The organism is Streptomyces sp. NEAU-174 (genome assembly GCF_052665095.1).
Map to the genome: position 1 here is coordinate 237,095 of NZ_JBQTCE010000012.1, position 14,012 is coordinate 251,106.

Annotated in this window: 10 protein-coding genes; 6 read left to right on the forward strand and 4 right to left on the reverse strand. The window is 73.5% G+C overall.

What is annotated here, in order from left to right; translation table 11 throughout:
• The first annotated feature begins 56 nt into the window (after nucleotides 1-56).
• Nucleotides 57-1,187: an LLM class flavin-dependent oxidoreductase gene (locus ACT2CW_RS31925; RefSeq protein ID WP_138915492.1), complete on the forward strand. Its 1,131-nt coding sequence runs from the start codon at nucleotides 57-59 to the stop codon at nucleotides 1,185-1,187.
• On the opposite strand, the gene ACT2CW_RS31930 is transcribed toward ACT2CW_RS31925, so the two are convergent.
• Entirely contained in the window at nucleotides 1,184-2,827 is a 1,644-nt protein-coding gene (locus tag ACT2CW_RS31930) for a putative bifunctional diguanylate cyclase/phosphodiesterase (protein ID WP_445519209.1), read from the reverse strand. The genes ACT2CW_RS31925 and ACT2CW_RS31930 overlap by 4 nt on opposite strands.
• A 696-nt stretch (nucleotides 2,828-3,523) precedes the next feature.
• Here ACT2CW_RS31930 and ACT2CW_RS31935 point away from each other — a divergent pair.
• From ACT2CW_RS31935 to ACT2CW_RS31945, 3 genes are all read left to right on the forward strand, one after another.
• Nucleotides 3,524-4,789: a M6 family metalloprotease domain-containing protein gene (locus ACT2CW_RS31935; RefSeq protein ID WP_445519125.1), complete on the forward strand. Its 1,266-nt coding sequence runs from the start codon at nucleotides 3,524-3,526 to the stop codon at nucleotides 4,787-4,789.
• Nucleotides 4,790-4,979: 190 nt separating this feature from the next.
• A complete protein-coding gene (locus ACT2CW_RS31940; RefSeq protein ID WP_445519126.1) occupies nucleotides 4,980-6,623 on the forward strand; it encodes an AMP-binding protein in 1,644 nt (547 codons plus the stop codon).
• A 140-nt stretch (nucleotides 6,624-6,763) separates the two neighbouring features.
• On the forward strand, nucleotides 6,764-7,369 hold the full coding sequence (locus ACT2CW_RS31945) for a response regulator transcription factor (protein WP_445519127.1): 606 nt from the start codon (nucleotides 6,764-6,766) through the stop codon (nucleotides 7,367-7,369).
• A gap of 84 nt (nucleotides 7,370-7,453) precedes the next feature.
• Here the strand turns inward: ACT2CW_RS31945 and ACT2CW_RS31950 are convergent, their stop codons facing one another.
• From ACT2CW_RS31950 to ACT2CW_RS31960, 3 genes are all read right to left on the reverse strand, one after another.
• On the reverse strand, nucleotides 7,454-8,674 hold the full coding sequence (locus tag ACT2CW_RS31950; protein ID WP_233361809.1) for a sensor histidine kinase: 1,221 nt from the start codon (nucleotides 8,672-8,674) through the stop codon (nucleotides 7,454-7,456).
• Nucleotides 8,675-8,812: 138 nt separating this feature from the next.
• A complete protein-coding gene (locus ACT2CW_RS31955) occupies nucleotides 8,813-11,218 on the reverse strand; it encodes a TOMM precursor leader peptide-binding protein (protein ID WP_445519128.1) in 2,406 nt (801 codons plus the stop codon).
• Nucleotides 11,219-11,225: 7 nt separating this feature from the next.
• Nucleotides 11,226-11,426 carry a hypothetical protein gene (locus tag ACT2CW_RS31960; protein ID WP_164435935.1) on the reverse strand — a complete coding sequence of 67 codons (201 nt, stop codon included), beginning with the start codon at nucleotides 11,424-11,426 and terminating at the stop codon, nucleotides 11,226-11,228.
• 183 nt (nucleotides 11,427-11,609) lie between these two features.
• Here ACT2CW_RS31960 and ACT2CW_RS31965 point away from each other — a divergent pair, with 183 nt between their 5' ends.
• Entirely contained in the window at nucleotides 11,610-12,434 is an 825-nt protein-coding gene (locus ACT2CW_RS31965) for an AfsR/SARP family transcriptional regulator (RefSeq protein ID WP_037953152.1), read from the forward strand.
• A gap of 298 nt (nucleotides 12,435-12,732) precedes the next feature.
• A complete protein-coding gene (locus ACT2CW_RS31970; protein WP_445519129.1) occupies nucleotides 12,733-13,968 on the forward strand; it encodes an FAD-dependent monooxygenase in 1,236 nt (411 codons plus the stop codon).
• Nucleotides 13,969-14,012 lie beyond the last annotated feature (44 nt).

A 14,012-nucleotide genomic window follows, 5' to 3' on the forward strand; every position in this document is an offset into this window, starting at 1 on the left:
CGCGCACGCACACGACATACGCGCACCGCGCAGTGCGACCAGGGAGGCGGGCCACCGTGGCCGATGAGCAGGACCGGCGAGACGACCAGCGCGACCCCATCCGGGCCCGGCCCCTCGGCAGCGCACCGGTGCCCCTGTCGGTGCTGGACCTCGCGACCGTCGGCAGCGGGGTGACGGCCGCCGAGGCGCTGCGGACCACCACCGAGCTCGCCCGGCTCGCCGAGCGCCGGGGCTTCCAGCGCTTCTGGGTCGCCGAGCACCACTCCATGCCCGGGGTCGCCAGCTCCTCCCCGGCGGTGATCCTCGCCCATCTCGCCGCGCACACCGAGCGGATCCGGCTGGGCTCCGGCGGCGTGATGCTCCCCAACCACGCCCCGCTGGTCATCGCCGAGCAGTTCGGCACCCTGGAGGCGCTCGCCCCCGGCCGGGTGGACCTCGGCCTCGGCCGTGCGCCCGGCACCGACGGGGCCACGGCCGCCGCGCTGCGCCGCACCGAGCGGTTGCGCGAGGGCGCCGACGACTTCCCCCAGCAGCTCGCCGAGCTGACCCGCTTCCTCGACGACGACTTCCCCGACGGCCACCGCTACGCCCGTATCCACGCGGTGCCGGGGCCGGTGCAGGGCACCGTGCCCGGCGGGGTCCAGTCCGCCGACCGGCCGTCGGTCTGGCTGCTGGGCTCGAGCGGGTTCAGCGCCCGGCTCGCGGGGATGCTCGGCCTGCCGTTCTCCTTCGCCCACCACTTCTCCGCGGCCAACACCGTCCCCGCGCTCGACCTCTACCGCGAGACCTTCCGGCCGTCCGCCGTGCTGGACAAGCCGTACGCCTCGATCGGCGTGTCGGCCTTCGCCGCCGAGGACGAGAAGGAGGCCCACCGCCAGGTGCTCACCGGCGCCCTGGCCATGATCCGGCTGCGCACCGGACGCCCCGGCCTGGTGCCGACGCCCGAGGAGGCCGAGGGGTACGAGTTCAACGAGATCGAGCGCGACTTCATCAACAGCTGGCTCGCCAATGTCGAGTACGGCAGCCCGGACCAGGTCCGCGAGGGGCTCGACGGGCTGATCAAGCGCACCGGAGCGGACGAGGTCAAGATCACGGCCAATGCCCACGGCCGTGCCGCCCGTCTGCGCTCGTACGAGCTGATCGCCGACGCCTACGATCTGCCGACGGCGCAGACGGAGCAGCCCTAACGCCGTGCCGGGCAGGTGATCATCGCCTGGATGCGGTCCGGCGGCACCGGACGGGAGTAGAACCACCCCTGTCCCGTATCGCAGCCGATCCGCCTCAGCCGCTCCGCCTGCTCGGCGCTCTCCACACACTCGGCCGTCACCGTGAGGCCCAGCCGGTGCGCGAGCTGCACCAGCGCCTCGACGATGGTCTCGTCGGCCGGATTCGGATGCTCCTCCGCCCGGAACCCCTGGACGAACGAGCCGTCCAGCTTGAGCGTGGAGACCGGCAGCCGGCTGAGATAGGCGAGGTTGGAGTAGCCCGTCCCGAAGTCGTCGATCGCGATGGCCACGCCCATGTCGCTGAGCGCCTGGAGCGCCTGAAGCGGCCGCCCCGTGGACCCCATCACCGCCGACTCGGTCAGCTCCAGCTGGAGCAGATGGGGCGGCAGTCCGGTCTCCGTCAGGATCGCGCCGACATCGGCCACCAGATCGGAGTCCCACACCTGGCGGACCGCCACATTCACGCTGACCACCAGCGGATGCGGCGGTTCGGCCAGCTGCCAGGCACGGGCCTGGCGGCAGGCCGTGCGCAGCACCCACCGGCCCAGCGGCACGATCGCGCCGTTCTCCTCGGCCAGCGGGATGAACCGGTTCGGCGACAGCCGCCCGAACTGCGGATGGTCCCAGCGCACCAGCGCCTCCACCCCCCGGACCACCCCGTCGCCCAGCCCCACCAGCGGCTGGTAGTCGAGCACGAACTCGTCCCGCTCGACCGCCGGGCGCAGCGTGCTGGACAGCGCCTGCCGGGTCATCCGATGGGCGTTGCGCTCCGGGTCGAAGAGGGTCCAGCGCGCCTTGCCGTCCTCCTTCGCCCAGTACAGCGTGGTGTCCGCGGCCTGCATCAGCCAGGTGGTGTGGGTGCCGGCCGCGGGCCGCTCCACCACGCCGATGCTCGCCGACACCGACAGCCGCTGTCCGCCCACGTCGAACGGTTCCTGAAGGGCGGCCAGCACCGTCCGGGCGAGGTCGCACAGCTGCTCGGTGCCGGTGGAGTTGCGGACCAGCAGGGCGAACTCGTCCCCGCCGAGCCGCGCCACCAGATGGCCGTCGGGCGCCGCGCAGTCGGTGAGCCGCTGGGCGACCGCGCCGAGCAGCCGGTCGCCGACCCGGTGGCCGAGGGTGTCGTTGACCGCCTTGAAGCCGTCCAGGTCGAGATAGCAGAGCCCGATCCGGCCGGTGCCCCCGTGGTCGTAGGTGGCCGCCTCCAGCGCCCGGGTCATCCGCTCGAAGAACAGGCTGCGGTTGGGCAGCCGGGTCACCGGGTCGTGCATCTGAAGATGGCGCAGCCGCCCCTGGAGATCCCGCTGGTCGCTGATGTCGGCCATCGACAGCAGCAGACTGCAACTGTCCGGCGCGGGCTCGACGGTGATCTCGGCCCACAGGGCATGGCCGTCGGAGCGCCGCAGCCGCCGGGTGCGGCGCAGCCGCGCGGCACGGCCGCCGAGGACGTCCCGGTACTCCCGCCAGGTGCGCGGATCCTCGCGCAGATCGGCCAGGTCCGCCGCGCTGCGGGTGATCAGCAGGGCCGGATCGGTGCCGAGCAGGGCGCCGAGCGCGGGGTTGGCGTCGAGCACCCTGCCCTCGCGGTCGACGACGGCCATGGCGAGGCGCGCCACGTTGAAGGCGGCGCGGTAGTCGCCGGGCGCGGGGCCGGTCGCGTGCCCGGCCGTGGGACCGGCCGTGGGACTGGTGGCGGGATCGGCGGTATGCCCCGCCGTGGGCCCGGTGGTATGCCCCGTTGGATGCCCCGCGTCCGGGGGCGTGCCGGGGGCCGGGGGCGTGCCCAGGACCGACGGCGCGCCGGGGGCCGGACGTGGTGCGCCGGGGTCCTCCGCGACCGGGAGGACGCTCGGCATGGCCTCACGCTCTGTGATCGTCGGCAGTGTCGCGCCCGGGGCGCGTCCCTGCCCGTCGGGGGTTCCGCTCACCGCTCGCTCCCGCGTGGCGTCTGTTGTTTCCAGGTTGTTCGTACACATCTTGTGCATGTCTCACACCGGGTGCCGGGCCGACCGTAAATGCCTGCCTGAAGGGGGATTCCCCGCTGGAAATGTGCCGATCATAGGGGCTCGTACTTCGGGCGTTCCATCGATGTCATCGCGCTCACCGCCGCCTTGACAATGTGTTTGGTCGTATCTGTTCGACTCTGCGCGGGCCAACAGCCGCTCTGACCGATTGTGACCGTCTGTTACGTACCCGGATCGCGGCCTCTTCACTCGACCAGCCCAACCCAACAGGGCGTACCCCGCCCATTCACCTCAGGGTGGAGTGGGTGTTCCGACTACGCCCGGGAGGTCGACATGGTGCGTCCTCAGGTACCCGAGGGGGTGCACCGGCAGCCTCGGCTGCGTCGGACCGGAGCCCTGCTCACCTCGCTGAGCGCGCTCATCGCGACCACCGTGGTGGCGGGTCCGGCGGTCGCGGCCGGTCCCGGCGGCCCCTGTGACCTGGAACGCACCGACGCCCATCACTCGGAGGGCGTGGACACCTGGAACTCCCGCTATCCGCGCCCGGTCCGGCGCCTGGACGCGGCGATGGTCTTCCTGTCCTTCCCGGACGCCAGGCCCCGGGTGACCCCCGCCCGACTGGCCGCCGACCACATCCCCGCGACCCCCGATTTCTTCAAACGGGCCTCCTACGGGAAGTTCGGCTTACGGGTGCATCCGCTGCGGCGCTGGATCACCATGCCCCGGCGCTCCACCGCGTACGCCATACAGCGCGACTGGAACGCCCAGCGCCGCGCCGCCTATCTGCGCGACGCCATCGCCGCCGCCGATCCGCACCTCGACTTCGCCCGCTACGACCTCGTCTATCTGGTCGCCGACCCCGACGCCCCCGGTGTGGACGCCGACGCGACGAAAGTGGTCAACTTCGAAAAGCCACTGCGCGCGGACGGTGTCGATCTGCGCCGACTGGTCACCGTTTTCGAGCACCATCCGCCGGACCGCAATGTGCTGGCCCATGAGACCGGGCATGTCTTCGACCTGCCCGACCTCTACCACCGGCCGAAGGACACCGACGGCAACGCCGAATGGGACACCTACGTCGGCGACTGGGACCTGATGGGAAGCCAGTTCGGCATGGCACCCGATCCGTTCGGCTGGCACAAGTGGAAGCTCGGCTGGCTCGGCGCGCGCCAGGTGGCCTGCGACCGCGCCACCGGACCGCGCCGCTACACCCTCCAGCCCCTGGCCACCCCCATGGCGCGCGGCCGGTCCGGCGCCGACACCCGCACCCGGCTGGTCGTGGTCCGCACCGGGCCCTCCACCGCGCTGGCCATCGAGGCGCGCGGCGGCCGCGGCAACGACGCGGGCACCTGCACCGAGGGCGTGCTGGTCTACCGCGTCCACAACGACAAGGCGTCGGGCGACGGCCCCGTCCAGGTGCTGGACGGCCACCCCGCCACCTCCGCCTGCTGGAACGAGTCGGTCTACCCCGAACTCGCCGACGCCCCCCTCGGTGTCGGGGACAGCATGTCGGTCAAGGAGGACTCCGTACGGATCACGGTGGCGGGCCGCGCCGCCGACGGGGGCTGGACCGTCCGGGTCAACCGCAGGGCGCGCTGATGACGGCTGACGACGGGGCCGCGAGGACCCGGCGGGCCGCTGCCTGACCCGCGCCGATGCGGCAGGTCGGACCGCAGGCGGACCCCCGCCGAGCACCGGGGCGCGCTCCTCACCGTTGATCAAGTCGGCTTCGAGGTGGCGCTTCGAGACTGTGGGCCCCTTTTCGACACCGGGCGCCCGGGAGTTGCGAATGCCGCGATACGCGAATCTGGCCGAGGCCCTGAAGGAACGGGTCCTCCGGTGCCCCGACGCCACGGCGCTCGCCCACCCCGCCCCCGACGGCACCGAACACCGCGTGTCCTACGCCGCGCTCGACGCCCGTGCCGAAGCCGTGGCCGCCTGGCTGCGCGCCCGGGACGCCACCGGCCGCCGGGTGCTGCTCGCCATGGACCCCGGTCCGTACGCCGCGGTGGCGCTGCTCGGCTGTCTGTACGCGGGGGCCGTCGCGGTGCCCGTGCCCGCGCCGTCCGCCTCCCGGACCGATGCCGAGCGCACCGCCTCGATCGTCCGGGACGCCGTCGTGGACCTCGTCCTCACCGAGACCGCCCACGCCACCGAGACCTCCCGCCGGCTCTCCCGGATCGGCCGCGCCGGTCTGACCTGCCTCGCCGTCGACGGACTCCGCCCCGACGCGGGCGCCGACGCGCCCCGGCAACCCCTCCGCACCACCGCCGACAGCCTCGCGCTGCTCGCCTACGACTCCGGGCCCGCCACCGCCCCCCGCGGCGCCCTGCTGACCCATGGCAACCTTACGGCGGCCATGGCCGGGCTGCGGCGAACGCTCGGCACCGACCGCCGCTCCCGGATCGGCGGCTGGCTGCCCCGCCACCACACCCCCGGCCTGATCGGGCAGGTGCTGCACCCCTTATGGCTCGGCGCCACCGCCGTGACCCTTCCCGCGGAGCCGTACCGCACCGATCCGCTGGGCTGGCTGCGCGCCATCAGCCGTCACGGCATCACCGAAACCCTCGCGCCCGACATCCTCCACGCCCGCTGCGCCGCCCTCCTCGGCGACGAGCCACCGGCCGGGCTCGATCTCTCCCGCTGGCGTACCGCGCTGAACGCCGGGGAGCCGGTCTCGGCCGGGACCATGGCCGCCTTCCCCCACCGCTGCGCCCCGCTGGGCCTGCGTCCGGGCACCCTGGTGGCGGGGTACGTCCCGGCCGAGGGGGCGCCGGTGCCGCTGGCCACGGGGCGCACACCGGTGCCGGGCGCGGACTTCGCCGTGGTCGACCCGCTGACCGGGCGCCGGCTGCCGGACGGGGCGCCCGGGGAGATCTGGGTGCGCGGCCCCGCCGTCGCCGCCGGCCACTGGGGCGGTCCGTCGGACACCGCGCTGCTGTTCGCCGCCCGCGTCGCCGAGGGCCCTGGGGGCTTTCTGCGCACCGGCGATCTCGGCCTTACGGTCAACGGCCGGCTCCGGATGACCGGCCGGGTCCGTGACGCCCTCCTGGTGGACGGCCACACCCTGCACCCGCAGGACGTGGAGCGCGAACTGCTGGGCTGCGCGAAGGCGCTGGGGTCGGCCCGGGTGTTCTGCGCCGGACCCGGTGCGGGGGCGCTGGTGGTCGTCCAGGAGGTCGTCCGTACGGCGGGCGGGGCGCGCACCGGGCTGCCCCGGCTGGCGGCCCGGATCCGGGCCCTGATCGCGGAGGAGTTCGGGGTCGAGACCGGCGCGCTGCTGCTGGTGCGCCCCGGCACCGTGCGCGGGGCGGGCACCGCCAAGATCCCGCGCGCCCTGCTGCGCGAGCGCTATCTGCGGGGCGAAGTGCGCACGCTGCACGCCGAGTTCGGGTCGGCGGTCGGTGAGCCCTGCCGAGGTGGTGCGGCGTGAAAAGGGGGCGCGCGGTCGCGTTCGCGCTACGGGATGGGCGTTCGACGGGCGTATTTCCCCGCGAATCGATGGAATGACCGAGAGGGCGGGGGAATAATCCCCATGCGGGGTGAGGCCGGGCGGGGAAAGCAGGGGGCGGCATGGTCAGGGTGCTGATCGCGGAAGACATGCATATGTTGCGCAAGGCACTGGTCGCCCTGCTGGAATTCGAACCGGATATCGATGTGGTGGCCGAATTCTCCAACGGCGCCGAAATCGTGCCCCGCGCCCGTGAACTCCGCCCGGACGTCGCCGTGCTCGACATCGATCTGCCGGGCGTGGACGGGCTCACCGCCGCGGCCGAATTGAGCACCGCCGTCCCCGAATGCCGCACCATGATGCTCACCAGCCTCGGCCGCCCCGGAAATCTGCGCCGGGCGCTGGCCGCCCATGTCTCCGGCTTTCTGCTGAAGGACAGCAGCCCGGAGAAGCTGAGCGACGCCATCCGGGCCGTCGCCAAGGGCGAGCGGGTGATCGATCCCCAGCTCGCGCTGGCCGCCCTGGACGACGGCCCACAGCCGCTGACCCCACGGGAGCTGGAGGTCCTGCGGTTCGCCGCGAAGGGCGAGGACTCCGGGCAGATCGCGGCCAAGCTGTTCCTGTCCGTGGGCACGGTGCGCAACTATCTGACGTCCGCCGTGACCAAGCTGGACGCCCGCAACCGGGTGGACGCCATCCGGATCGCCCGCGAGGCGGGCTGGCTGTAAGGCGGCATGCGGCCATCCCACGTGCTGCTCAGGCCGTCAGGGGTTCCGTCGCGCTGTCAGGGGCCCTTACGCCGTTGGACCCCGTTACGCCGTCACCGTCGGCCCCGGGCCGTACTCCCGGCCGCTGCGCGGCGGCGCGTCCACGGACACATCCAGCTCAGCGCGTAACTCGAACCAGCCGTCCGGCCGTACGCCCGCGCGCAGCCGCCCGCCGAGGTTCTCCACCCGCACCCGGAGGTTGCCGATACCGCTGCCGCCGTCCGAGCTGTCGGCGCGCAGGATCGTGGACGGCCGGCCCACCCCGTCGTTGACGAGGGTCAGCGACACCCGGTGCCCGCTGCGCCGCGCCTCGACCGCGCAGTGGTCGGCATTGCTGTGGCGCAGCACATTGGTCAGCCCCTCGCGCAACACGCTCGCCAGCACCGTGTCCACCAGCTCCGGCAGCGGTCCGCAGTCAATCTCGGCCGTGGCGCTGATGCCCGCCGCGGCCAGCATCGAACGGGCCGTCGCCGCCTCCGCCGACAGCGACATCTTGCGATAGCCGCTGGCCACCGCCCGTACGTCGGCGAGGGCCTGACGGGAGGTCTGGAGGATCTCCGAGAGCTCCTGCTGGGCGCGGGAGTTCTGCCGGGGCACCAGCCGGTGCACCAGCTCGCATTTGAGGGTGATCGTGGACAGGCTGTAGCCCAGCAGATCGTGCACGTCCCGGGAGAACCGCAGCCGCTCCTGGGCCACCGCCAGCCGGGCCAGCTCGGCCCGGGACCGGGACACCTCGGCGACCAGCCCGGACAGCCGCGAGAGCCCGAAGACCACCAGCCCGGTCAGCGCGGTGGAGACGGTGGTGTACGCGACCTGCCCCCAGCCGAAGCCCACCTGGAACAGCAGCACGTCCGTGCACAGCAGGATGGCCGCGAACGCGGGCCACGCCAGCGCCGGGACCAGCACCAGCAGCGAGGAACCGGCCAGGAAGCCCGGCATGCCCAGCCAGGCGTGCTTGAAGACGGCGAAGGGGGCGAAGGTCAGCACCGCCTGGAGCGCCAGCGTCCAGCGCCGCGCACCGCTGAGCCGGGGCGCGAGGCCGGGGAAGGAGTGCAGCATCTGGAGGCAGAGCAGCACGGTCATCGGCAGCAGCGCGAGACCGAGCATCGCCGCGTCGACCGACCTGCCCGAACGATTGCCGTCGACCACATAGGTGACGGCCACGGCGAAGTACCCCACCAGTACGAGGACCGTGATGACCACGGCCAGACGCGGCGCCAGACCGTCCTGGTGGCGCGGTGGGTGGTTCCCGGCATCGTCGGGCAAGAGGCTCCCCTGCACTCGTCCTCCGGATGGTCGGGCCGGATTGGGTGGCTTGCCCGAGAGTATCCGATCTTCACCTGGGGTGGAGAGGCCCTGTGGAAGGCTCATGGTGTACGCGGAGTTACCGGATATCACGGGGGATCACAGGAAAAACGGAATCGGGTTGAGGTCCGCGTAGGGCGTGGGCCCCGGCAGCCGACCGAGCGACACGGGGGCGTCGAAGAGCCGGCCGGGCGCGAACCGGGCCCAGTGCGGGCGCATTCCGGGCACCAGCACCTTGGCCACCGGCAGCCCCACATCCGGCCGGGTCTGGTCCAGCACCAGCAGTTCCATCCCGTGTCCGCGCACCAACTCCCGCACGGTGGCCAGCGCATCGCCCTCCGGGGGCGGCGGCGGGCCGGATGTTCCCGTGGGCGGCGGGGCGGCCGGATCGGGGGTCAGATACGGGTGGTCGGCGAGGGTCGCGGTACGGAACCAGCGCAGCGCCTCGGGCTCGGCGGCGCCGTAACCCCCGCCGTCGGCGCAAGCCTCGACCACCGCCGGAAGCATCTGGTTCAGCTCGGCGAGGGCGTGGCACAGCGCGGTGTGCCGGTCGAAGTGGGCGCCGAAGCCGAAGGTGATGTCCTCGGCGGGCTTGTCGAGGCGCCGGGAGAGCGCGGCGACCACCGGGATGCCGAAGTCCGTGGTGAGGTCCAGGGCCCACACCTCGCGCCGCACGCCCCGGTGGGCGGCGCGCACTTCGGCCGGCCACGGGTCGTCGAAGGCGTCCAGGGCCACGGCGGGCTGCCGGGTGCGGTTGTACCACCACAGGGCGACCGCGTCCCGCTCCACGAGCTCCAGGAAGCCCCGTACGACGGCGTCGGCCAGGGTGCCGCCCGCTGCCGCGCCGTTGGAGTCCGCCCGGCAGCAGCGGTGGCCCGGGGGCTGCGGGGCGCCGTAGTACAGCAGCGCGGTGGGCAGCAGCCGGTGGCGTTCGGCGGTGAGCGACCACACCGGGGTCCAGTCCAGCTCCGCGCCCTCGTCGAACGGATCCTGGACGCGGTGGCGCGCGGGGAGGGCGGGGTCGAGGAACTGGCGCGGGTCGAAGAGCTGGACGGCGTCCGGGTGCACCGCGTCCTCAGGGCGCAGATCGCGGTAGCGGGCGCGCTGACGCGGCTCGTCCCCCTGGAAGTGGCCGCTGTAGTGCTCCAGGGCCTCGCACAGCGCGCTGGCCCGCGCCTGTTCGGCCGTGCGGCCCTTACCGTGGGCGGCGGCCCGCAGCCCGGCCCTTACGGCGTCCAGGCCGCTGTGGGGGCCCGCCCCGGCGTACGAAGGGTGGCGGGCGTGGAAGCAGTTGAGGACGGCGGGGCCGCGCGGATCGCGCCGGATCTCGGTGACCAGCCCGGTGACGGGGTCCACCAGATGTCCGTAGCGCTCCATGATCCCGCGCGGGGAGGTGTCGGCGGCGTCGGTGGCGGTACCGGTCGCGGCAAGTGGCTCCCGTGGCTCCCGTGGCGAGGGCAGCGACAGGGGCGCCCGTATCCGGGCCGCGACCAGCGCCGGATCGCCGCAGCCGGCGCACTGCGGGCGGCGGGAGAGCGGATGGCGGTCCACGGTGGCGGTGAGGCTGTCCAGGGTGCGCAGCTCCCGCTGGCCCGAGTGCCGGTACCCGGCCAGCCACTTGGCGGCCTCCAGGGCGGCGAGCTGGAGCGCGGCGGCGCGGCTCGCGGGCAGCGACGCGGGCGGCCGCGGCACCGGTCCGGGGCGGCCGAGCCGGCGCTGGAGATAGGCCTCGGCCTGCCGTCCGCGCCACAGCCGGTCGGCCATGCAGACCCAGCACGGATCGTCGGGGGCGCCGAGGAACGGGCCCAGCCACGCCTGGGTGCCCACCGGTTTGACGGGCAGCCAGCGACGGCCGGTGGCGCGGTGCGCGGCGTCCACGGCGGCGAGCCGGGGATCGAGGTAGTCATCGCACACCACAAGGGTGAGTTCTGCGGTGTCATGTTGACGGAAGGCGATTTGACATATCTCTCGCCGGGGGCTATTGGCCCCCGGGCCCGTCGGATCGCCGTCCACCGCCTCCGCGTTCACGGGCCTCGGATCCGCCGGTTCGCCGTCCACGGTCCTCAGCCCCGCGACGCGCAGCGCCCGGACTACCTCGTCCGGGTCGGTCGAGCCGAGGACCAGCGGGGCCACGGCGGGGCGGGGGGACGCGGGCGTGGGGGGCGCGGCGGGGCCGCCCGTGCCCAGCCCGGCCAGCTCCCAGTACGCCTCCTCGGGGGTCCAGGCGTGCTCCCGCTCGGAGACCAGCCCGGCCGCGCGGAGACGGGCGATGACGCGCTCGGCCTGCCCGGCCGGGACCGCGCCGGGCGGGCCCGCGGCGCGGCCGGGCGCGGCGGCCTCGGTGAGGATGTGGGCGAGGTCCCGCGACCCGTCGAGCAGCGGCGCCAGCGCGGCGATCGCCCGCCCGTGCAGCGCCGTGACGCCGTGCTCGGAGACGAGGTAGACGGCCTCGCCGGGCACCGGCTCGACCCGCAGATGTGGTGTGAAGCCCAGTTCGCCGGTCATGGCCCGGTCATTCGGCGCCGACGGTGCAGATGCAGATGCCGGGTGCGGGGATGGGCCAGGCGGCGTCGGAGAGGTCCTCGATGACCAGGTCGTCGTCCTCGGCGGGCGGGCGGACGGCCTCGGCGGTCTTGCCTGGCTTGGCCGGTTTGGCGGGATGAGCCAGGGCGGCGGGGCTCGGGGGCTCATGGGGGATGGGCGTATCGGTCATCGCGGACTCTCTCATCGCCAGGGTGTGAATTTGTCATGGTGCGGGGGCTCTGGAACTCATATCGAGCTCGTTACTCCGGCACTGGCCGCACAGGCCGCCCACAAGCGAGGCTCTTAGATGCCTCGGTGGCAGGGCCGCGCGGCCAGGAGGCACTTGACGGACCGTTGACGGAGGTACACGACCATGGACATCAAGGTGTTGGGGCCGCTGAGCGTCGAGGCGTGCGGTCAGTCGATCGTGCCCAGCGCGGGCAAGCCGCGCCAGATCCTTGCACTGCTTTCCGTCTACGCCAACCAGATGCTCCCGGTGCCCACTCTTATGGAGGAAATCTGGGGCACGCAGATGCCGCGCAGCGCGCTCACCACTTTGCAGACCTACATCCTCCAGCTGCGCCGCAGGCTGGCCGCGGCCTATGGCCCACAGGCCCCGCAGGCTTCCAAGGACGTGCTGGCCACGCGCTACGGCGGATATGTGCTGGAGGCCCAGCCGGGCGCGGTGGACATCCATGAGTACGACCGGCTGGTGGCCGCGGGGCGGGACGCGCTGGACGCCGGGGACGATGTCCAGGCGTCCCTGCTGCTGCGCGAGGCGCTGGCCGTCTGGCGCGGTCCCGCGCTGGTGGATGTGAAGGTCGGCCCGGTCCTGGAGATCGAGCTGGCCCGCCTGGAGGAGAGCCGGCTCGGCGTCCTGGAGCGCCGTATCGAGGCCGATCTGCGGCTGGGCCGCCATGCCGAGCTGCTCACGGAGCTCACCGAGCTGACCGCCCGTCATCCGCTGCACGAGGGGTTGCACGCCCAGTGCATGGCCGCGCTCTACCGCGCGGGCCGCCCCTGGCAGGCGCTGGAGGTCTACCAGGGGCTGCGCGCCAGACTGGTCGAGGACCTCGGGCTGGAGCCGTCGCCGCGGCTTCAGAAGCTCCAGCAGGCGGTGCTCGCCTCCGACCCGGCGCTCGATCTGGACCTCGACGGCCACTGGCGCCGCCCGGTGCTCGACCTGTTCGCCGCATAGCCCCCGGCCACTGCCCCCCCGGCCACCAACCCCAGCCCCCAGCCCCCGGCCCTCCAGCCCGCAGTCTCGACCCCCAGCCCCCGTACCAGCCGTCCCCGTCCGGCGAACCATCCCCCCAATACGCCCGGCGCCGCCCTTCAGCCGGGCCTGCTACGGCTCCGCTGCCCGATCCCCCCGCGCGGGCAAGCGGAGCCGTAGCGCGTCCAGGGGCTGTCACAGGCGCCCGATGCCCGATGCCCGATGCCCATGGCCTGAGCCCTTGAGCCCTGGACCCTGAGCCCGACCAGCAGGAGGCGCGATGATGCGCGAGATCGACACCGATGTGTGCGTGGTCGGGGGCGGCCCGGCCGGTCTGGTGCTGGCGCTGCTGATGCTGCGGTCGGGGGCTCGGGTGACCGTGGTGGAGTGCGCCCGCGCGCATCAGCGCGTGGTCCGCGGCGAAATACTCCAGCCCGGCGCGATGGAGCTGTTGGACGCGCTCGATGTGCTCGCCGGCGCCCGCGCCCGCGGCGCCCATGAGCACCACCGGTTCCTGGTGATCGAGGGCGAGCGGGTGCTGCTGGAGGCCGACTACCGGCTGCTTCCGGCCCCGTACGACCACCTGCTGAGCGTGCCGCGCCCCCATCTGCTGGACGAGCTCCTCGCCCGCTGCCGCCGCTCGCCCGGCTTCCGCTATCTGCCCGGGCGGCGGGCCGGGGCGCTACTGCGGCGGGAGGGGCGGATCGCCGGGGTCGTCGCCGAAGGCCCGCCGGGCCGCTGTGCCGTCCGGGCCCGGGTCGTGGTCGGCGCGGACGGCCGGTTCTCGCGGATCCGGCGGCTGGCCGGCATCGGGGCGGGCCGCGCCGACGCGTTCGCCCAGGATGTGCTGTGGTGCACCCTCAGCACGCCCCCGGAAGAGCCGCCGGTCCGCGATGTGCGGGTGTACCGCACCGGCGGCGGCCCGGTGCTGGTCTACGGCTCCTGGCCGAACCGGATCCAGATCGGCTGGACCCTGCCGCACCGGCGCTACGGCCATATCGCCGCCCTTGGCCTCGACCACGTCAAGGAGCGGCTGGTGCGTGCCGTGCCGCGGTACGCCACGCTGATCCGCGATCAGATCCGCACCCCCGCCGACCTCGGTGTGCTCGATGTCTTCTCCGCACGTGCCGAGCGCTGGGTGGCCGACGGGCTGGTGCTGATCGGCGACGCCGCCCACACCCACAGCCCGATCGGCGCCCAGGGCATCAACCTCGCCGTGCAGGACGCGGTGGTGCTGCATCCCCTGCTGGCCCGCGCCCTGGCCGAGGGCGACACCAGCGCCGAGCGGCTGGCGGAGTTCGAGCGGCGGCGCGGGCCCGATATCGCGGCGGTGATGCGGATGCAGACCCTCCAGAGCCGGGCGATCCTCTCGCAGGGCGCGTTCACCACCCGGGTGCGCCCCCGTCTCGCGCGGGCGCTGCGTCATACGCCGATCTATCGCAAGATCCTCCAGCGCATGGCCTACGGCAACCCCTCGATCCGTATCGCCGACGCCGGGGTGTGCGGCCGTACATGACACCGCCGGGCCGATGGCTGGAAACAAGCTCCACACCGACTTCT